The organism is Escherichia sp. Lx600-2, from assembly GCF_036662595.1.
Taxonomy (GTDB): Bacteria; Pseudomonadota; Gammaproteobacteria; order Enterobacterales; family Enterobacteriaceae; genus Escherichia; species Escherichia coli.
In genome coordinates this window covers 89503-110401 of record NZ_JAYQWM010000001.1, presented here as the reverse complement: position 1 = coordinate 110401, position 20899 = coordinate 89503, and the positions used below count along the sequence as shown (strand labels likewise).

At 49.9% G+C, this 20899-nt stretch carries 13 protein-coding genes; 4 read left to right on the top strand and 9 right to left on the bottom strand.

The features are described 5' to 3' along the window. Nucleotides 1-30 precede the first annotated feature (30 nt). On the bottom strand, nt 31-2274 hold the full coding sequence (gene pdeF / locus OQV04_RS00485; RefSeq protein ID WP_032281423.1) for a cyclic-guanylate-specific phosphodiesterase PdeF: 2244 nt from the start codon (nt 2272-2274) through the stop codon (nt 31-33). Nucleotides 2275-2455: 181 nt separating this feature from the next. Next, nucleotides 2456-2608, bottom strand: coding sequence for a hypothetical protein (locus tag OQV04_RS00480; RefSeq protein ID WP_000017552.1), 153 nt, complete (start codon nt 2606-2608; stop codon nt 2456-2458). Nucleotides 2609-2625: 17 nt separating this feature from the next. Here OQV04_RS00480 and OQV04_RS00475 point away from each other — a divergent pair, with 17 nt between their 5' ends. The 3 genes from OQV04_RS00475 to OQV04_RS00465 all read left to right on the top strand — a co-directional run bounded on the left by OQV04_RS00475 (nt 2626) and on the right by OQV04_RS00465 (nt 4201). Next, nucleotides 2626-2817 carry a YfgG family protein gene (locus OQV04_RS00475; protein ID WP_000076001.1) on the top strand — a complete coding sequence of 64 codons (192 nt, stop codon included), beginning with the start codon at nt 2626-2628 and terminating at the stop codon, nt 2815-2817. A gap of 310 nt (nt 2818-3127) precedes the next feature. Then, nucleotides 3128-3646, top strand: a complete 519-nt coding sequence (locus tag OQV04_RS00470; protein ID WP_001295476.1) for a glycine zipper 2TM domain-containing protein — start codon at nt 3128-3130, stop codon at nt 3644-3646. Nucleotides 3647-3661: 15 nt separating this feature from the next. Beyond that, nucleotides 3662-4201: a DUF5384 family protein gene (locus OQV04_RS00465; RefSeq protein ID WP_000755178.1), complete on the top strand. Its 540-nt coding sequence runs from the start codon at nt 3662-3664 to the stop codon at nt 4199-4201. Nucleotides 4202-4293: 92 nt separating this feature from the next. Here the strand turns inward: OQV04_RS00465 and guaA are convergent, their stop codons facing one another. Beyond that, nucleotides 4294-5871 carry a glutamine-hydrolyzing GMP synthase gene (guaA, locus tag OQV04_RS00460; RefSeq protein WP_000138270.1) on the bottom strand — a complete coding sequence of 526 codons (1578 nt, stop codon included), beginning with the start codon at nt 5869-5871 and terminating at the stop codon, nt 4294-4296. Nucleotides 5872-5939: 68 nt separating this feature from the next. Beyond that, complete coding sequence (guaB, locus tag OQV04_RS00455) at nt 5940-7406, bottom strand: IMP dehydrogenase (protein ID WP_001299507.1); 1467 nt, start codon at nt 7404-7406, stop codon at nt 5940-5942. Between the two features lie 161 nt (nt 7407-7567). On the opposite strand from guaB, the gene xseA reads away from it, so the two are divergent. Beyond that, a complete protein-coding gene (xseA, locus tag OQV04_RS00450) occupies nt 7568-8944 on the top strand; it encodes an exodeoxyribonuclease VII large subunit (RefSeq protein WP_032281424.1) in 1377 nt (458 codons plus the stop codon). A gap of 68 nt (nt 8945-9012) precedes the next feature. Here the strand turns inward: xseA and OQV04_RS00445 are convergent, their stop codons facing one another. The 5 genes from OQV04_RS00445 to der all read right to left on the bottom strand — a co-directional run bounded on the left by OQV04_RS00445 (nt 9013) and on the right by der (nt 20884). Continuing rightward, complete coding sequence (locus OQV04_RS00445) at nt 9013-15432, bottom strand: adhesion domain-containing protein (protein ID WP_032288260.1); 6420 nt, start codon at nt 15430-15432, stop codon at nt 9013-9015. Between the two features lie 290 nt (nt 15433-15722). Then, a complete protein-coding gene (locus OQV04_RS00440) occupies nt 15723-16688 on the bottom strand; it encodes a SinI family autotransporter-associated protein (protein WP_274446509.1) in 966 nt (321 codons plus the stop codon). A gap of 55 nt (nt 16689-16743) precedes the next feature. Next, nucleotides 16744-18924 carry an intimin-like inverse autotransporter SinH gene (sinH, locus tag OQV04_RS00435; RefSeq protein ID WP_097713995.1) on the bottom strand — a complete coding sequence of 727 codons (2181 nt, stop codon included), beginning with the start codon at nt 18922-18924 and terminating at the stop codon, nt 16744-16746. Nucleotides 18925-19133: 209 nt separating this feature from the next. Beyond that, nucleotides 19134-19349, bottom strand: a complete 216-nt coding sequence (locus tag OQV04_RS00430; protein WP_032281428.1) for a zinc ribbon domain-containing protein — start codon at nt 19347-19349, stop codon at nt 19134-19136. A gap of 62 nt (nt 19350-19411) precedes the next feature. After that, entirely contained in the window at nt 19412-20884 is a 1473-nt protein-coding gene (gene der, locus OQV04_RS00425) for a ribosome biogenesis GTPase Der (RefSeq protein ID WP_032281443.1), read from the bottom strand. Between the last annotated feature and the right edge of the window lie 15 nt (nt 20885-20899).

Below are 20899 nucleotides of genomic sequence, written 5' to 3'. Positions count from 1 at the left end.
GGGCCGACGAGAAATGTCGGCCCGCATTATTCAGGCACTTTCGCGAATGGGTTCGATTTCATTCAGCGTATCAATTAACGGTTGCGGCTTACCAATAAGATAACCCTGCATATAATCGATCCCCAAAGAGAGCACTGCCTCGCGGATCTCTTCGTTTTCAACGTACTCTGCCACTACCAGCATTTTCTTCATTCGCGCCAGGTGGCAAATCGATGCCACTATCTGATAATCCAGACTATTTGACACAATATTGCGGATAAAACTGCCGTCAATTTTAAGCAGATCGGCATTCACATTTTTAAGCCGCGCATAGCTGGCGTAGCCGGTGCCGAAATCATCAATCGCAATCTGGCAGCCTAATTCCTGAAGATGCTGCAAGGTGATTTGCGCCTGCTTAACATTGGTCAGAGCATTACTTTCGGTGACTTCAAAAATAAGTTGCCACGCTTCAATCTGATATTTAGCCAGCAACTGACTGACTTCAACAGGAAAACGAGCCTGACATACCGAGGTTGGAGACAGATTAATAGCAAAACGGTGAGCGGGCATCTTCGCTCTGTTTTCAGCCATAAATTGCAGCGTATGCTCAATGACCCACATGTCGATACTCGACGATAAACCAAATTCGTGCGCGACCGGCAAGAAGCTATCGGGGCTGATCAGTTCATCATTCTCACCTTTCATGCGCAGAAGAATTTCATGGTAAACATCACCACGCATACCTGTAATCGGCTGGGCCATCAGGAAAAAATGGTTGTGTTCCAGCGCCTGCTGTAGTCGATTCATCATCGCGACTTTATCTTTCAATTCGCGTTGCAAATACATTGCCCCGCGACGCTGCATATTTTCCGGGGCGTTGGTCACGATGGAAAGTTCGGCGACCGTATTTAGCTCTCCCAGCAGCAGGTAGATATGATTCACTGGCGAGCGCACATAGCAGTAACTGACGCCAATCTGCGGTTGCATCGGCATGCCATCCCAAAAGAAACGAAATTGCTTGAGATGGCTATCCAGTGCGGTAATGCGCTCCTGGTGCGATTCTGTATTCAGTCGCAGCGCGAGATCGTTACCCGAAAGCTGATAAACATCTTCACCCGGTTCCAGCAATGGTGACAGCCAGTGAGAAAGTTTTTGCTTGTATTGAATCCGCAGCATGATGCCATAGTTTTTAACCAGCATTTCCATGCCAGGGATGCGTAAATAACAAAGCGCAGACCAGGGGGCATCACGCAACGCACGATTCAGGGCGCGAACATTTGGCAGATGAACCACCGGGTCCACATACGCAAGCCGTTGAATGCGTCTGACTACCGCTCTCTGACGGGTTGCCAGTACAGCCATATAATTGACAATAAAAGAGAATACCAGATAACTTGAGGAGGTTATGGTCAGCTGCGTGGTATAGCCAGGATAAATGGGAATGTAATTTTGATAGCTGTGGATGCTGATCATCAACACGACCGCCCAGAGCAGTGAAATCAGCTTATAACCATAGCGCATCGCTCCCCACATCATCAGGGGCAGCAATAATGACAAGGTATAATTGGTGCTAAAAATTGTGCTTTTTTCATTTAACGGCATGCATAACAGCAACAGTAAAGCACCTAATGCCAGTAGCCAGAGTGCGAACTCTTTTTTGGTGACTTTGACATCAACCTGCTGTTTTAATTGCGAATAATAACTACGTAAATAAAACGGATTTCGAACTACCCGAATGATGAAGTAGCACAGCGGGACACCAATCAGATTGCCCACCAGTAAGGCCTGATAATTGATTAAGGTCCCGAGGTTAAAAGGCATGACGCCGACCAGATTTTCTCTGCTCGCCAGTAATCCTACAAACGCAGCAAACTGGAAAAGTATCAGAAACAGCGTTGCAGGAAACACAATCTGCCAGAATATACGCTGGGAAATTAAACGGGTATCACCATGTGAAACGTTGTTACGCCGGGGAGTAAAGACCCTGTAACCGCCCCAACAGAGAATGATAATGATAATAAAATTAGCCGTTAATGAGAGCGTTTCGTAAAAACCCAGCTCTGCATATTTGCGGACAAAAATCCCTAAGGCGATCCCTGGCAATGCCGCCCAGCTGAAAAACATCATCATGCTGATCATCAGTGCCAAAGGCAGATAAAAGAGAAAAACCTCACCGGAAGAAATATGCGCGAAAGTATTAATGTGGGCGAAAATGGGCAAGATTAAAGAAGGCAGGAACAGCGGAAGCCCCCACCATTTATCACGTATTTTTATATAAGTTGCATTCAGTTTCATAGATGCTCAGCAGAATCCCCCACATCCTGAAGGAGGTGTATTCAGACAGGCATCCCACCTGACTTCGAATGATGATTATTCATCACTATAGAGAGCATTGATTCTAAGTGTCATATGAAAGTTCCAATTGATATATATCAAACAAAATAACCCTGATTAATGAATTATTACGTTTATCATGTTAATTCATCATTATTACATCATCATTGTAAATAATTAAATTAACTTCCATAACATTAAAATATGTATCCACTGACGCTTTTTTACATAACGAAGAATTGACCATTTTGTCCTGTTGTGCCTTAATGTAAGTACCGTCCACAGCGTGGGACATACTTCAAGGAACCTTTTGTGAGTCAGGCAACCAGTATGCGAAAACGACACCGATTTAACAGTCGCATGACCCGTATCGTACTGCTCATCAGCTTTATCTTCTTCTTTGGCCGTTTTATCTACTCGTCCGTCGGTGCCTGGCAGCACCATCAGAGCAAAAAAGAAGCTCAGCAATCCACACTCTCCGTCGAATCACCGGTACAACGTTAGCGGTTACCTTCTCCACTTTCACAGAACATAACGGCACTTCGCTGTCGGATGCTTTTGCTCTTTGGGATTATCAAAGCGGCAGATATTCTTTCATCTTAAATTTTACGTCTTTGTCCTGACTGATGTTTATCCTGTTTGGCTGCGAAATAAATATAAAATTAATATATATGTTGTAATGATATATTTTTATAAATTATTCCCTGCGTGAATTTTAATAAATTTAATCTATCCCTTTATACGCAATACATTTACTTTCCTCTTTTGATGATCTTAAATGTCTTATTTTTCGTAATGTGTATAACAAGGAATAGTGATGAAATTTAAAAAATGTCTTCTGCCTGTGGCAATGTTAGCGTCATTCACTCTTGCAGGATGCCAGTCAAATGCTGACGATCATGCCGCCGATGTTTATCAAACCGATCAACTGAATACCAAACAAGAAACTAAAACCGTTAATATTATTTCCATTCTTCCCGCAAAAGTTGCCGTAGACAACTCCCAAAATAAACGGAACGCACAAGCCTTCGGCGCGCTTATTGGCGCAGTCGCTGGCGGTGTTATCGGCCACAACGTCGGGTCTGGCAGCAATTCCGGAACGACGGCAGGTGCAGTTGGCGGCGGAGCTGTAGGCGCGGCAGCGGGTTCTATGGTGAATGATAAAACCTTAGTGGAAGGTGTTTCTTTAACGTATAAGGAAGGCACCAAAGTGTATACCTCTACTCAGGTGGGTAAAGAGTGCCAGTTTACGACAGGTTTAGCCGTTGTTATTACCACGACGTATAACGAAACGCGTATTCAGCCAAATACCAAATGTCCTGAAAAGAGCTAATAATCAGGAGGAGTCATGAAGAAAGTTTTTCTTTGCGCCATCTTAGCCTCCTTAAGCTATCCGGCTATCGCCTCATCATTGCAGGATCAACTCTCTGCTGTCGCAGAAGCGGAACAGCAAGGTAAAAATGAAGAGCAAAGGCAGCATGACGAATGGGTCGCGGAGCGCAACAGGGAAATCCAGCAAGAGAAGCAACGTCGCGCAAATGCCCAGGCCGCCGCTAACAAAAGAGCGGCAACGGCAGCGGCAAATAAGAAAGCTCGTCAGGATAAACTGGACGCCGAAGCCACTGCGGACAAAAAACGCGATCAAAGTTATGAAGATGAGCTACGCAGCTTAGAGATTCAGAAACAAAAACTGGCGCTGGCAAAAGAAGAAGCCCGCGTTAAGCGAGAAAACGAATTTATCGATCAGGAACTGAAGCACAAAGCTGCGCAAACCGATGTGGTGCAATCTGAAGCTGACGCCAACAGAAATATGACTGAAGGCGGTCGCGATCTGATGAAAAGCGTGGGCAAAGCAGAAGAGAACAAATCGGACAGCTGGTTTAATTAATCGATGTTACTAACTTCAATCCTATGATTCGTGAGTATAAAAAACCCTCTGTAGTAACAGAGGGTTTTGTTCATTCATAGTGCAGGGTCAAATCATTCCCACTCAATGGTAGCTGGCGGCTTGCCGCTGATGTCATACACCACGCGGGAAATACCGTTCACTTCATTGATAATGCGGTTGGAAACGCGACCGAGGAAATCGTACGGCAGGTGCGCCCAGTGTGCGGTCATGAAGTCGATGGTTTCGACAGCACGCAGAGAGACAACCCAGTCGTATTTACGACCATCGCCCATTACGCCAACAGAACGTACCGGCAGGAAGACAGTGAACGCCTGGCTGACTTTGTCGTACAGATCCGCTTTACGCAGCTCTTCAATGAAGATGGCATCAGCACGGCGCAGCAGGTCACAGTACTCTTTCTTCACTTCGCCCAGTACACGAACGCCGAGGCCCGGTCCCGGGAACGGGTGACGGTAGAGCATGTCGTACGGCAGGCCCAGCTCCAGACCAATCTTACGCACTTCGTCTTTGAACAGCTCTTTCAGCGGTTCAACCAGGCCCATCTTCATCTCTTTCGGCAGGCCGCCCACGTTGTGGTGAGATTTGATGACGTGTGCTTTACCGGTTGCAGACGCCGCAGATTCGATAACGTCAGGGTAGATGGTGCCCTGTGCCAGCCACTTCACGTCTTCCAGTTTCAGCGCTTCTTCATCGAATACTTCAACGAAAACGCGACCGATGATTTTACGTTTTGCTTCCGGATCGTTTTCGCCAGCCAGCGCTGACAGGAAGCGATCTTCTGCCGGAACGTGAACAATGTTCAGACCAAAGTGATCGCCAAACATATCCAGAACCTGCTCTGCTTCGTTGAGACGCAGCAGGCCGTTGTCGACGAATACGCAAGTCAGGTTTTTACCGATAGCGCGGTGCAGCAGCATTGCGGTTACGGAGGAATCCACACCACCAGAGAGGCCGAGGATAACTTTATCGTCGCCTACCTGCTCGCGGATGCGAGCTACAGCATCGTCGATAATTTTCGCTGGCGTCCACAGGGCTTCACACTGGCAGATATCACGCACAAAACGCTCCAGCATGCGCATACCCTGGCGGGTGTGAGTCACTTCCGGGTGGAACTGTACGCCATAGAAGCGTTTTTCTTCGTTAGCCATAATGGCAAACGGGCAGCTTTCGGTGCTGGCTACGGTGATGAAGTCGGACGGGATAGCGGTAACTTTATCGCCGTGGCTCATCCAGACATCGAGCAGCGGTTTACCGTCTGCGGTCAGCGCATCTTCGATACCGCGAACCAGTGCGCTGTCGTTTACGACTTCAACCTGCGCGTAGCCAAATTCACGTTCGTTAGAGGCTTCAACGTGACCGCCCAACTGCATTGCCATGGTCTGCATGCCATAGCAAACGCCGAATACCGGTACGCCTGCTTCAAAGACATACTGCGGCGCACGCGGGCTGTTTTCTTCAGTAGTACTTTCCGGGCCGCCGGAAAGAATAATGCCGCTTGGATTGAAGTCACGAATTTGTGCTTCTGTCACATCCCACGCCCACAGTTCGCAGTAAACACCCAGCTCACGCACGCGGCGCGCAACCAGTTGAGTGTACTGAGAACCGAAGTCCAGAATGAGGATGCGATGCTTATGAATGTTTTCCGTCATTGACGCTTATTCCGAGGCAAGTGAAACAGATAATATAAATCGCCCGACATGAAGTCGGGCGAAGAGAATCAGGAGCCCAGACGGTAGTTCGGGGACTCTTTAGTAATGGTCACGTCGTGAACGTGGCTTTCCTGAATGCCCGCACCGCTGATACGTACAAACTCCGCTTTAGTACGCAGTTCGTCGATAGTACCACAGCCGGTCAAACCCATACAGGAGCGCAGGCCGCCCATCTGCTGGTGAATGATCTCTTTCAGGCGACCTTTATAAGCTACGCGACCTTCGATACCTTCCGGCACCAGTTTGTCGGCAGCGTTATCGCTCTGGAAATAACGGTCAGAGGAACCTTTGGACATCGCGCCCAGAGAGCCCATCCCACGGTAAGATTTGTAAGAACGGCCCTGGTAGAGTTCAATTTCACCCGGAGATTCTTCAGTACCTGCCAGCATGGAACCCACCATTACCGCGCTTGCGCCAGCGGCGATAGCTTTGGCGATGTCGCCAGAGAAACGGATACCGCCGTCAGCGATAACCGGAATGCCGGTGCCTTCCAGCGCTTCAACTGCGTCAGCAACGGCAGTGATCTGCGGAACACCTACGCCAGTCACGATACGAGTCGTACAGATAGAGCCAGGGCCGATACCGACTTTAACCGCGCTGCAACCAGCTTCTGCCAGAGCGCGTGCACCTGCAGCTGTTGCCACGTTGCCGCCGATGATTTGCAGATCCGGATATTTAGCACGGGTTTCACGGATACGCTGCAAAACGCCTTCTGAGTGACCGTGGGAGGAGTCGATCAGCAGAACGTCAACGCCAGCGGCAACCAGCGCGTCAACACGCTCTTCGTTACCCGCACCTGCGCCAACTGCAGCACCAACACGCAGACGGCCTTGCTCGTCTTTACAGGCGTTCGGTTTACGTTCCGCTTTCTGGAAATCTTTCACGGTGATCATGCCGATCAGGTGGAATTCGTCATCAACCACCAGCGCTTTTTCAACGCGTTTTTCGTGCATTTTTGCCAGCACCACTTCACGGGCTTCACCTTCACGCACGGTGACCAGACGCTCTTTCGGCGTCATGTAAACGCTAACCGGCTGGTTCAGGTCGGTAACAAAACGCACGTCACGACCGGTGATAATACCCACCAGTTCGTTTTCTTCGGTAACGACCGGATAGCCCGCAAAACCGTTACGCTCGGTCAGTTCTTTCACTTCGCGCAGCGTCGTGGTTGGCAGAACAGTCTGCGGATCAGTCACCACACCAGATTCGTGTTTTTTCACACGGCGAACTTCTTCTGCCTGGCGTTCAATGGACATGTTTTTGTGGATAAAGCCGATACCGCCTTCCTGAGCCAGAGCAATAGCCAGGCGCGCTTCCGTTACGGTATCCATTGCTGCGGAAAGCATAGGGATATTCAGACGAATAGTTTTCGTCAGCTGGGTGCTGAGGTCAGCAGTATTCGGCAGAACGGTAGAATGAGCAGGAACGAGGAGAACGTCGTCAAACGTCAGAGCTTCTTTAGCGATACGTAGCATGGGCAATATCTCGACCAGAGTGGTTAATAAATATTGCCGCGGCATTATACAGAGCGTAACCGATTGCATCTACCCCTTTTTGCAAAAAATGCTTGCTATCCCCGAAGGGCGGGTTACTATCGACTGAATAACCTGCTGATTTAGAATTTGATCTCGCTCACATGTTACCTTCTCAATCCCCTGCAATTTTTACCGTTAGTCGCCTGAATCAAACGGTTCGTCTGCTGCTTGAGCATGAGATGGGACAGGTTTGGATCAGCGGCGAAATCTCTAATTTCACACAACCGGCTTCCGGTCACTGGTACTTTACACTCAAAGACGACACCGCCCAGGTACGCTGCGCGATGTTCCGCAACAGCAACCGCCGGGTGACCTTCCGCCCACAGCATGGGCAACAAGTTTTAGTTCGCGCCAATATTACGCTCTACGAGCCGCGCGGCGACTACCAGATAATCGTTGAGAGTATGCAGCCGGCCGGTGAAGGGCTGCTGCAACAGAAGTACGAACAGCTCAAAGCGAAGTTGCAGGCTGAAGGATTGTTCGATCTGCAATACAAAAAACCACTTCCCTCCCCTGCGCATTGCGTTGGTGTGATCACCTCAAAAACCGGTGCTGCGCTACATGATATTTTGCATGTGTTAAAACGTCGCGATCCTTCTCTGCCGGTGATCATCTACCCCACCGCCGTTCAGGGCGATGACGCGCCAGGGCAAATTGTTCGCGCTATTGAACTGGCGAATCAGCGCAATGAGTGCGACGTGTTGATCGTTGGGCGCGGCGGCGGTTCGCTGGAAGATTTATGGAGTTTTAACGACGAACGCGTAGCGCGGGCGATTTTTGCCAGCCGCATTCCGGTCGTCAGCGCCGTCGGGCATGAGACGGATGTGACGATTGCCGATTTTGTTGCCGATCTGCGTGCGCCAACGCCGTCTGCCGCCGCTGAAGTAGTGAGCCGTAATCAGCAAGAGTTACTGCGCCAGGTGCAATCGGCCCGTCAACGGCTGGAGATGGCGATGGATTATTATCTCGCCAACCGTACGCGTCGCTTTACGCAGATTCATCATCGCTTGCAGCAACAGCATCCGCAGCTCCGGCTGGCACGCCAGCAAACCATGCTTGAACGCCTGCAAAAACGGATGAGCTTTGCGCTGGAAAATCAGCTTAAGCGTGCCGGGCAACAGCAGCAGCGATTAACACAGCGGCTGAATCAGCAAAATCCACAGCCGAAGATTCATCGCGCGCAAACGCGCATTCAGCAACTGGAATATCGTTTAGCAGAAACCCTGCGCGCACAGCTTAGCGCCACGCGTGAACGTTTCGGTAATGCAGTAACGCACCTCGAAGCAGTTAGCCCTCTTTCGACGCTGGCGCGTGGTTATAGTGTCACCAGTACAACCGATGGCACAGTGTTGAAGCAGGTTAAGCAGGTGAAAGTGGGCGATTCGCTGACCACGCGGTTAGGTGATGGCGTGGTGATTAGTGAAGTCAGCGCCGTAACAAAAAACCGCAAACCGCGCAAAAAAGCCGCTAACACGTAGGCCGGAAAAGAGGCGCCAGCATCGCATTAGGCAATAGCGCCCAGGCTACGCCAAATGCGCTCCCCTCGTCACTGGAAACAAGTAACCAGACCAGGTTTATTGGCTAACGTGATACTACAATCCTCTGTGCCAGTGCTCTCGTCCATCCCACACCGTTGAGAGGACAAGTAAGGGAAACTTGGCGAAGCTGGCCATCCCAGCGAATTAAACACAGCATACAATGTCTCTAACTCATTGTATGTCGGTGCATTTTCTATATTTCCACACTGCTTCGAGATATCCCATTTGCTGGCATCAGTAATATGCGCAGAAGCCCAGTTTTCGTAGTTAATAATCGGTGAGGATACGGGATTGGCCCCGGACGGTAATTCAGTTGTCAGTATCGGTCGATGTAATGTTTTTCCATTCACCACTGCCGTGTCTGCCATATGCCCCCAGAAGTGAGCAGAAGATACATTTGGGCTGGTCAATACGGTGAAAATAGTGTCCATCATTGCAGTCACTGTTGGGTATTTATCCAGCGTTACCGTCAGCGGCGTTTTATAACCCGGCGTATTGTCCTGACGAACAGTAAAGTTTGCCGTGCCGTCTGCCCCCGTCACGCCACTGATCTCGTTCCCACTAACCGCTAATAGGGTAGCCGCCCCCGATGATGGCTGGATGGTAATATCATCCATAGCCGCCACATCGCCATATAGCGTCGCCCCACTATTACGCGGAGAGGCATCACCACGTCGCAGAGTAAACGCCACATTTGGCACAGGTTTCCCGGCGCTGTCTTTCACCGTCACGGTGACTGGCATTGCCTCGCCCTTCTTCACTTTCGCCGCCTGAGTGGTGGAGTCAAATGCCGTTGACGTCAGGGTGACGGTAGAAACCGTTGAGTGAGGGTGCACCAGGCACGCCTGGAAGGCGCGGCTTTTAGATACAGTAACAATTTGACCTGTATTGAAGTCAAATGATTCACAAGAATTCGCGCCCGCAGGACAATCTGCATTTGTCCACCACACATAGCTATTCTGTTTCACCGGCCAGCCAATCTCATTGACGATAGAGCCATTCGGATAGCGGTTGTATAAAGATTGAAGCTCATCCAACGATGGATATCGTGCGCTTTCACAAGGGGTAAGCTCCGGCAAATATCGCTGGGTAATATATGGCGCAGGCCAGCTTTCATTATTTATATTCACTTTAGTGAGCGAATAACCGCCACCGCTGGTTGCCCCCATTTCGGTCCACAGTTTCATCCGCTCAAACTGCGTTCCGTCTGCTGAGCTTACCGTTTCTGGCATATGTCCCCAGAAATTGGCTTTGGGCGTATCCGGGCTTGTTACTACGGTATACATCAGGTCGAGATCTGACTTTACCCCTGTGTCACGTGCAAGCGTCGCCGTAAACGGTGTTACCAGTCCCCAGGTATTATCCTGCGTAGCGGTTAACGTGATGATGCCATTACCGTCCGTAACCCCGTTCCAACTGGCGTTATCATCTGCAAATTTGTAATTGGCTTGCGCAACCGGCGTCAGGAACTGTAGCAGTAGATCATCTGCTGTCGAGCTTTTGAAATCACTCGTAGTGCGCACTTGTGCTGTCGCACGCGACAACGTGACGCTTTCATAGGCGGCAGGTCTGCCCGCATCATCCGTGACCTTGATGGTTAACGGTATTGATTCGCCCTTCTTCGCCCATGCGGTCGGACGGTTGTCGTTGATGCCTGTTTTGTCCGCATTCAGCAACGTAGAGGTCAACTCAATCTTCGTTGCCTCAGTGTGCGGGTCAACCAGGCAGAGCATTAAATTGCCCGCCGTCGATGTTGTGCTTTCGTTGCGGATAGCACCGTCCATCAGATTAAGCACCTGGTTATACCATGTTGAACTTGAAACAGTTTGATCGTACGCCCACCAGTAATTACCTGCGTTAAGAGGCAGCCCCAAATCAGTTTCCAGCGCACCATTTGGATGGTCGTTGTAAAGCCCCATTAGCTCGCTACTGAAGGGTTGATAAGGCGAAGTGCAGCCTGAGATCGAACTGTTCGCTTTGTTCGTTGCATCTGGTCGCGCCCAGTCTTCATTGTTGATGTTAAAGGACGCGGTCCCGGACAACTCGGCCTTCAACTGTGGTCGCCTGAACTTGACGCCCGCGCTACTGGTAAAGGTTTCCGGCATATGGCCCCAGAAATTAGCTAACGGCGTATCCGGGCTGGTAATGGTGGTAAAAATCGCACTCAACTCAGTTGATGTTCTTCCACTACCGTCATCAATGGTCGCCGTTAGTGGAATACGTCCACCTATCCCCTGATAATTTTGATAAATGGTAAACGTTAACGTGCCGTCAGGCCCGGTCATGCTGTAGAACTTCTGACCATCATTAAAATAACCGTTGGAGTTATTGTAGCTATCCCGAACATAAATGAGTTTTGTCTGATTGGTGATCTTCTGTGTATTAGCCGTACTCTTCGTACGCGGTACCGTGGTGCCGTGGTTTAACGTAAACGGCACATACCCCATCGGATTGCCCGCAGCATCTTTCGTGGTCACCTTCAGGGTGATAGTGTCTCCGGTATCGCTGTAATCGGTTCGCACTTTCACCGCATCAACATTGTCATATTTCGCGGTTTGCATTGATGTCAACTCAATCGAGTTCACCGGAGGATTCGCGGTAGTCTGGCAGGTTAAATACCCCATTTCGGTTGACGCCAGGCCTTTGCTGCTGCCGTTACTGATATCTACAAACAGATATTTACGATCGCCGATACTGTTTTTATCCGGGGTGCTGGAGTCGTATGTTTTTTGCACTGGCCAGCCGTCAATGGCATGGCCCTGCCAACTGCTGGAAAGGGTGACCAGCGCATCCTGAGTAGGGATGTATTCCGCACCACAGCCATTATTACTGGCATCTGCAGCCTGCGCCACGGTAAACAGCGCCCAGGTTTCGTTCTCTTCGTCCTGGGATTTACGCTTTTTAGTCACCGCCAGCTCGGCAAACAGTAACGGACGTTTAAAGGTCAGCCCGCCCGCCGTCAGCGTTTCCGGCATGTGTCCCCACATTTTCGCCTTGTCTGTATCCGGGCTGGTGGGTACGGTGAAAATGGTATCTATCGATGCATTTATCGTTGGATCAGAATAGAGCGCTGCAGTGATCGCTGTTTTGGTGCCATGGGTCTCCGGGCGAGTGATGGTCAGAATTTTGCTGCCGTCAGCGTCGGTTAACGCGGCGTATGCGGTGGCAGAGTCATTCAATGACGCTTCATCGGACATTCCTGCATCAACCACTACTGGCGAGACAATATTGTCACTACCTGCGACATGTCTTTCATTATTTCGGGTATAGCCATCGCCACGTTTCAGGGTAAACGGCATTCCCGGCATAGGGTTGCCCGCTGTATCTTTCACCGTGACTTTCACTTGTAACGTTTCGCCTTTTTTCAGTTTTGCCGCATTAAGCGTGCTATTCCACTGTGCCTGATCCACGACTTCCAGCGTAATGGTGCTGGCAGGTGGGTTGGCGTCCTTCAGGCAACTCATATATACCCGATCATTGCCCGTATTCTGAACATTGCCATTATTCAGCCAGACTGAGGCAAGGTGCGGGACTTTATCAATCGGCGTGCTGCTCCAGTACTCTTTAAATACCGTAGGCCAGCCGTGATTGGTTAGGATCCTGTTATTACTGTTCGCATTGTACAACGCAGTCAGTTGTGTTTGACGCGGTACTTTCCGGGTTTCACACCCGCCCGCCGACGTGTTTTCGATATCGGCCTGTGCGACGATCACCCATTTTTCGTTATTTTCCTCACGCGAGTCTTTGCCATTACTCACTTCCAACAATAATTTCGGGCGATTAAAGGTCGTGGAGTCAACGGTTATCGTGTCGTCCATGTGCCCCCACATTCTCGCTCCCATCACATCCGGGCTGGTGGGAACGGTAAAGATCACATAATAGTTAATAGTGTTCGGCAAAACTGAATTAGGAGGCGTGACAACAAGTCGCGTTCTTAAGCCAACGCCTTGTGGCTGCTCAACAACAACGGTTGCCTGCCCCTGTGCGTCTGTAATACCGGAGTAAACCATTGAGAATTGTGAGGTACCGTACTGCGTCCCATTCAGGGTTATTGCGCCGTTACTGGGATCGGTAAACCCGGTTGCGCTTTCTTCACGGTCAAGACTGATATCTTTGGTAATAGTAAAAGCCGTGAACGGCACCCGCTCGCCATTCAGAGCATTAACTGTGCGCACCGTCATGGTGATTTGTTCACCGACTTTCGCCCGTGCCAGGCTGCCCGAGGTAGTATCACGATCGGTTGTCACTTCAACCTTCGCCACCATCTCATTACCAGAGCACGAGAGATAGTTTTGTTTAAAACCGCTATAACTGTCGACGTTCCCTGTTCCGAGGTTTACCGATGAATGCGTTGTCTGCTCCGCGGCAGTTAAATAGTCCTTTACTGCGGTTGGCCAGCCATACTCAGTCCCGATGATATTGCCAGGGTAAGCCGAATACAGACTTTCCAGTGAGATCTCACGCGGTATATGCCCCGTGCCGCATTCTGCCTGCATACTGGTATTTTGATCGAATAACGCCCAGTCTTCGTTATTTTCCCGTACTGTGCCTATTTCATGCGTGGTTTCAGCCGCCAGCAGCGGTCGTTTATATAAACTGCCAGCATCAATGATGCCGTGCATGTGGCCCCACATCCGCGCATATTCGCTGTCCGGACTGGTCACCACCGTAAAGACCACATCTTTGGCATCTTCAGCAGTGAAATTACTGCGCATTTTCGCCGTAATATGCGTTTTAACGCCTGCGCCGTCAGGCTGCGTCAGCAGCAGAGTTGCCTGACCATTGACGTCGGTCATTCCCTCATAATTATGATCATCTACCTTTTGCAGGTTGGTGCCGCCGGAAATTTGTACCGGATGCGCTTCCCACGCCGGGTCGGTTTGATTTTTGCGGTTAACGCCGTCATCGAGATGCAGCGAGAAGTAGTAATAAGCCAGCGGCTGATTGTTATTTTTTTTATCGGTAATGGTCAGGCGTATCGTAGTGCTGTCACCGACCTCTGCCTTCGCGGCATTTATACTTTCATCAAAGTTACTGGGCGTGAGCACCAACTCTGGCTCAACATCGGGTTCTGCTTTATCCACACAGCTCACGATATACTTTGTACTGTCTGGTTTTTGCGCTTCGCTGCGGTTAGACACATCAGCCGCGTGGTGCTGCCCGGTACTTCCTGCCAGAGATGACCAGTAATAATCACCCTGCATCGGCCAACCGGCGGTCTCCTGAATAGAGTTAGGGATCACCGTAGCCAGCGCGCCAAACTGGCGCATGCCAGGCAAAATATCGCAGTGGTTATCTGCGCCACTCCAGGTGAAGGTCGACCAGGTTTCACCGTGATCATTCACGCTGCCATCTTCGTTATCAACTTCCGCCGCCAATTTCGGACGACTAAAGGTGTAATTCATGGCCGTCAGGGTTTCCGCCATATGGCCCCACATATTGGCCTGCGGGGCATCCGGGCTGGTGAGTACAGTAAATATCACCGCCGTTTCACTGGTTTGCGAGATGCCAGAAAGGCTGACCACCAGCGGCGTTTTGACACCTGGACCATTGGGCTGCGTCACCGTGACGGTAGCTGCGCCATCAGCATTAGTCGTGCCCCGATACTCCGTTGCTGTGGTGGTGAGTTCAGTGGTATCAAGATTGACAGGTGAGGTGTTATTCACCACTCCCTGGCGGTTTTCAGCATCTTTTCGTTTGATAACAAAAGGGATATTGCCCGCAATATTACCTTCACAATCTTGGGTGGTTACGGTTAAGGTGATTGAACCATCGACAGTAGTCTTTGCCGCTTGTAACGTATCGTCATAGCCACTGGCGCTAATTGTCACCAGGTCGCCCTGGGCGGGAGCAATATTCAGCGTCACTTTATGTTCAGCCAACGGCACTGTCCCCTGATTAGGCACACCAGTTAACGTGTAGAGGTAGAGTAAAGGTAGCGCTTCCTGCTCATTGATTCGCGGCCACGCCACCAAAGAACGCCCTGCCAGATTCTGCGCGCAGAAAGAGCGGTCCGGGCGCGGTTGTGGGCTGAGCGGCGTATCTGGCGTCGCGGCATCCGCCCACACAAGAGATACAGCAGGAGGCGTCTGGTTTTGCCAGCCTAGCACGGGGGGATTAGAAAAAAGATCGCCTTCAGGATCGTGAGGGTTAACCAGAATCATTCTCGCCGCTGTGTCATCAACACTGAATGCGCTGGGTTTTACAGATGCCTGAATGTCGTAGGTTTTGCTCGGATCAAGCTGAACGCTTCCCTGATAAACGGGTACGCTGGCGCTCTCTGCCCCGGGCACTGTGCCATTGATTGCGTCGGTCGAGATGCCAGTTTGTTGCCACTGGCCACCTTTTAATACTGCCCCAACCTGAAAAGAGAGGAAGAGCAGAAAAACCGCCGTTATCGCTTTTATCAGTTTCAAAGTCCCGTCCATGATTGAAACCTGCCCGTTTAAAGTTATTTTTTCACTTCAACCCACTTTGCTTAACGCTGGCTAAGCAAAGTGTGCGGAGAAGCACCATTCCCTTGCTGAAATGACCAGATTGTTGACAAAGTGCGCGTTATTCATGCCGGATGCGGCGTTAACGCCTTGTCCGACCTACAAAATCGTGCAAATTCAATACATTGTAGGAACCATGTAGGCCTGATAAGCGAAGCACATCAGGCAGTTTTGCCTTTGTCATCAATCTGACCATTCCCTTGCGGGAATGGTGCTGGTAAAGATTATTTTCTCTGGTAATCGATGGACAAACCGTAGCCCTGAACACCATCCGCGCCAAGGGTGAGGCCATCTTCGCTGTAGTCGAACGCAGTTTTCGCTTCGGCGTTGGTAACCGGGATAACCAGGTCGCTGTTGTTATGGCTCGGGTTGACAAGCCCGCCGTTGGTATGCAGTTGCAGGCTGGTACCGGTAAAGCGCCAGCGGTAGTTGTAATCGTTGGTAACTTCTTCACCCGTATCGTAGGAGCCGTTGTTGTTTTTATCTTTCCACAGCATGACCTGATAGGTGGTATTGGTTTTGAGTTTGGTTTCTTTGCCCAGCAGGTTTGTGTTAACACCCTGCTCGTGAATGACAACTTTAACCGCATCGTCAAATACCGGACCTTCCGGAATATCATCGCTGTCAGAACCACCGCCCGCGTTGGTGGAGAGGTCTAACAGGATCAGTTGTTCTGCAACGTTAGGATCACCGGTCGTGGTGGTCGGGATAATTTTCAAACCGATGTAGCGATCGGCATCCGCTGCGGCAATGGTATAGGTGTCACTGCCCGTTGTACCGATCTCTTTCGGATCACCCCCCGCCTGGTCGCTATAGCTCATCCATTGCAGCGTCGCTTTGGTTGCAGTGTTGTTGTCGTCAAGATCGCCTTGGGTATCGCCAATGGCCCAGTTTGCAGTTAACTTGTCACCAATATGAAATTGCTTCTCGCCATCGGTTGAAGCAGAACGTCCGCCACGATCAACGGTAATGGACACATGAGATTTATCAGCATCGGTGATTTCCGTCGCGCTACGAGTGATCCACGGCACTGTACCCTGAATCGTTCCGGTAGTTTCTGTCTCTGATTGCCACTGACCCGCCCTAAGGTTGCCCTGCCCTTCTGCCATAGCAGCAGGCACTGCACAGTATCCCGCTAAAGCCAGCGCCAGCGCGACTTTAGTCATCGGTCGCTTTAAATAGTGTTTCATTCAACTCTCTCCTTGATTAATTTCCAGCGGCTGGCCGATCGGCCATTACGCCGATCTAGTGCTTGCTGTAAACCACACGTAATCCATACCCCTGCACGCCATCCTCTTTTTGGGCACCAAATTTCTGTACCGCTTCCTCGTTAGTGGCAGGGATGACAATATCTTCATTACTGGTATTCGATTGCGCACCGGTGTAGCCATTGACGCTGTGCCCGGTAAATTCCCACTGATAGCCGTATTGCGCCATTTCTTCTTCCGTCAGTTTTTCCGACTGCTGGAAAACGCCATCTTTGTTGGCATCACGCCATAAGACAAAACGGTAGGCGTTATCCACCGGCAAATGTTCTTTGTCGTTATCAATAAGGTTGACAGGTTTAGTCGCAGATACACGGTAGATAAAGGCATTAACGTCATTGCCCCCCGCCCCGAGGAAAGTCACATCGACATAGTTACTATCGTCATACGGCGCGGCCTTTGCTTTCCAGCGGAAGGTGCCGGGCAAAGTACTGGAGAGGGTGACGGTTCCTTTCTCTTTATCTTGCTTCGCGATAAAGACGCACGGGTTATCGGTCGAGCAGGCTTTATTGGTGAGGGTGACTTTTTTATCCTGAGCATCGTAAAGCTGCGGACTCAGGCCATTTTCTGGCAGCGCATTACCGTTACGGTCGGTGTCATCACCAAAGCTATCGGTAACATCGAGATCCATCACCACGCCATCGACGCCATCCGCCTGAGCGCTGGCTTCATGACTGTGATTGTTTTCATCCGGCACATCCGCAATGTTGTTGACGATCAGTTCAATTTTGCGATCCTGCTGAACGGTGATTTCCACCACGCCGGAGTTTTGCCGGTTGCCTTTTTCATCTTCCAGCGCCAGACGCACGCGCCAGGTATTGAGTTTTTCCTGTTCGGCGGGATCAGAGCTGTACTGCCAGGCTGGCAGCACCAGATTCCAGTGGTTGTTGTTCCCTTCCGTGATGGTATTTTCTTTGATAACCGGCATCACCAGCGTACGCGCAGCGTTGTTTTTCGCCTGCCACGAGGCGACGACAATCTTATAGTGATGGTTGATTAGCGCATTGATTGTCCACTTACATTTTTCCAGCCCTACCGCAGCTTCGGGGGTGTCCTTGATGACACAATCCGGGTGTTCATTGGTGGCGTCAGCCTTAAGCCACAACGTAACGTCGAGAGGATCTTTTTCTTTATATTCCAGAACAATAAAATTATTGCGCTCAACAAAGTCATGGCGGCTGCCCATCAGCGAGTGAGCTGCTTTGACGTTATCGCTATTCAGTTGATCTTTTAGCGGAACACCGAACTGATAGTTAATCGTGGCGTTAACGCTAAGATCACTGTTATCTCCGGTACCTGCTTTATAATCCGTCCCGACAGTCAGTAACGGAACGGGTTGATAGTTCACGCCAAGCGTCACTGCATAGGGATCTTTTTCTAAATTATCGGTGCCGAAGAGCGCCACTTCGTCACCATAATATTGCTCGAAAACAATTTTGCTCCCCAACTGAGGATAAGAAGGAAGCCAGGCTTCCGCCCGGACATCCCAGCCACGTGCGGGGCGTTCTAAATAGAAATCAAAATCTTTTGAATCTTTCCACTCTGAAAGCGGATGATAATAGTTACCAGAAAATTTTAAATAATCCGTCCAGGCTTCTGTTCCCAAACCTAAACGGCGATGTCCGCGGGTGAAATCATAATCATAAAATATATTCCCCCCCAGAAGCCATTTATCAAAATTATGTCTTACACCTAAACCTATATTACCTATCGTGCGTTCTTCTTTTCGTTGCGCAGAAAACTGACTGAAATAGACTGTGCTCTGATTGTCATACCAGGGGACAAAATAGTCGATTGAACTGCCGTCCAGATCGCCACCCTGACCGATGGAAAGGTTAGAGCGAACTTTACCATAAGGAGAAAGCGCACCTTCGATATAAGACTGTGCAGATGATGTGATTTGCCCTTGCAGATAGCTTCTCGCCTGGGATTCAAGAGCTTCTGGAGTCAGGTTCTCGAAGCCCTGCTGGGCGGACTCGGTAACGTAATTGGCACCACGTTCCTTGAAAGATTTGCCTTTGTTACTTTGTTCCTCTTGTTGAGCCGTTTCGCTTGCCAGATCAGGTAATGAAGATTCGCTTTGCTTAATATTTATCTCCGGTGCCGCATAAGCAGCACCAGAAATAACGATTAGCGTTATATAGCGAATCCATCGCAGCATGTTTTTTCCTGTGAAAATTTAATTCTGAAATAATGTCTAATATTGTATTCCAGATAGCACAGGAACTGCACGTCATAAGTGCTAAATATAGTCTTAAAATTATAAGAATGTGACTTTACACATTTTTAATTAGTCGTTAATCTAATAGGAAAGAGATTATAATATTTATATTAGGAATATATAATATGAAATCATATATTCCAGTGATATTAAACAATGACAAATTCAATACGGGTTTTAGAAATTAAACCGTGACCATGCAGGCAGAAATAATCCACCGCACCACACGCTTTTAATACCTGCAACGGTTGGTGGCAGTCAGGACAAAGAGCCTGGACTATGAAATCTTTGTTACACGTTGCGCAGTGAGTAGCCTCGCCATTACGTTCGAGAGGGTTTTGGCAGATTGGGCAGCTGAGTTCCATAAATGATCCTCACATTTTTATGGGTTTCCCTCTCCATATGGAAAGGGAAACCAGATAAGTAATTACTTACTTTTCTTGATATGCTTCATCAGGCGCTTACGCTTGCGCATCTGGGTCGGCGTCAGGGTGTTACGCTTATTCGCATACGGGTTTTCCCCTTCTTTGAACTGAATACGAATCGGCGTCCCCATCACATCCAGAGACTTGCGGAAATAGTTCATCAGATAACGCTTGTAGGAATCCGGCAGGTCTTTTACCTGGTTACCGTGAATCACCACAATCGGCGGGTTATAGCCACCTGCGTGAGCATACTTCAGCTTCACACGACGACCACGTACCAGCGGCGGCTGGTGATCTTCAACTGCCATGGTCATAATACGTGTCAGCATAGACGTTCCCACACGACGGGTGGAACTGTCATAAGCTTCACGCACAGATTCAAACAGGTTACCAACACCGCTACCGTGCAATGCAGAGATAAAATGTACGCGAGCGAAGTCGATAAAGCCCAGACGGAAGTCCAGCGTCTCTTTTACCTGCTCTTTCACTTCCTGGCTCAGGCCATCCCACTTGTTCACAACAATGACAAGTGAGCGCCCACTATTGAGAATAAAGCCCAGCAGGGAGAGATCCTGATCGGAAATACCTTCGCGCGCATCAATCACCAGCATCACCACGTTGGCATCTTCAATCGCCTGCAACGTTTTGATTACGGAGAATTTTTCTACTGCATCGGTGATTTTTCCGCGTTTACGTACGCCAGCGGTGTCAATGAGCACATACTCACGTCCGTCACGTTCCATTGGAATGTAGATGCTGTCACGCGTCGTGCCTGGCATGTCGTAAACCACAACGCGTTCTTCACCGAGAATACGGTTAGTGAGCGTAGACTTACCAACGTTCGGACGACCAACAATCGCCAGTTTGATCGGCAGGCTTTGCGGGTCGAAGTCGTCTTCCTCTTCTTCTTCGCCGTTCTCTTGCGCTTCAAATTGCGCCCAGTATTCTGCGTCTTCGTCCACTTCTTCTTGCGGCGCGAGATCTTCCATCCACGGCAGCAGCACGTGCTCCAGCAGACTTAATACGCCACGCCCATGAGAAGCGGCAATTGGGTAGATTTCGCCTAAACCGAGCGAATAGAAATCAACGACTGCCTGGTCTGGATCTAAACCATCAGTTTTGTTTGCCACCAGGAAGGTAGGTTTTTCTCGGGAGCGCAGGTGCTTGGCAATAGCTTCATCTGCCGGCATCAGGCCCGCGCGCGCATCGACCATAAACAGTACGACGTCCGCTTCTTCAATCGCCAGCAGCGACTGTTCCGCCATGCGGGTTTCTACACCGTCTTCTGTGCCATCAATCCCGCCGGTATCAATACAGATAAACTCACGGCCTTCAATTTCCGCACGACCGTACTTACGGTCACGAGTCAGACCCGGGAAATCCGCAACCAGCGCATCTCGGGTGCGAGTTAGACGGTTAAATAACGTGGATTTTCCTACGTTAGGGCGCCCGACAAGCGCGACCACAGGTACCATGTTTAAAGCCTCATT

Bases quoted from the DNA above. Each gene is read 5' to 3' on its own strand.
- OQV04_RS00480 (WP_000017552.1), bottom strand. From the start codon at position 2,608: ATGTCCCACGCTGTGGACGGTACTTACATTAAGGCACAACAGGACAAA.
- guaB (WP_001299507.1), bottom strand. From the start codon at position 7,406: ATGCTACGTATCGCTAAAGAAGCTCTGACGTTTGACGACGTTCTCCTC.
- OQV04_RS00430 (WP_032281428.1), bottom strand. From the start codon at position 19,349: ATGGAACTCAGCTGCCCAATCTGCCAAAACCCTCTCGAACGTAATGGC.
- OQV04_RS00440 (WP_274446509.1), bottom strand. From the start codon at position 16,688: ATGAAACACTATTTAAAGCGACCGATGACTAAAGTCGCGCTGGCGCTG.
- OQV04_RS00465 (WP_000755178.1), top strand. From the start codon at position 3,662: ATGAAGAAAGTTTTTCTTTGCGCCATCTTAGCCTCCTTAAGCTATCCG.
- pdeF (WP_032281423.1), bottom strand. From the start codon at position 2,274: ATGAAACTGAATGCAACTTATATAAAAATACGTGATAAATGGTGGGGG.
- OQV04_RS00445 (WP_032288260.1), bottom strand. From the start codon at position 15,432: ATGGACGGGACTTTGAAACTGATAAAAGCGATAACGGCGGTTTTTCTG.
- guaA (WP_000138270.1), bottom strand. From the start codon at position 5,871: ATGACGGAAAACATTCATAAGCATCGCATCCTCATTCTGGACTTCGGT.
- der (WP_032281443.1), bottom strand. From the start codon at position 20,884: ATGGTACCTGTGGTCGCGCTTGTCGGGCGCCCTAACGTAGGAAAATCC.
- xseA (WP_032281424.1), top strand. From the start codon at position 7,568: ATGTTACCTTCTCAATCCCCTGCAATTTTTACCGTTAGTCGCCTGAAT.
- sinH (WP_097713995.1), bottom strand. From the start codon at position 18,924: ATGCTGCGATGGATTCGCTATATAACGCTAATCGTTATTTCTGGTGCT.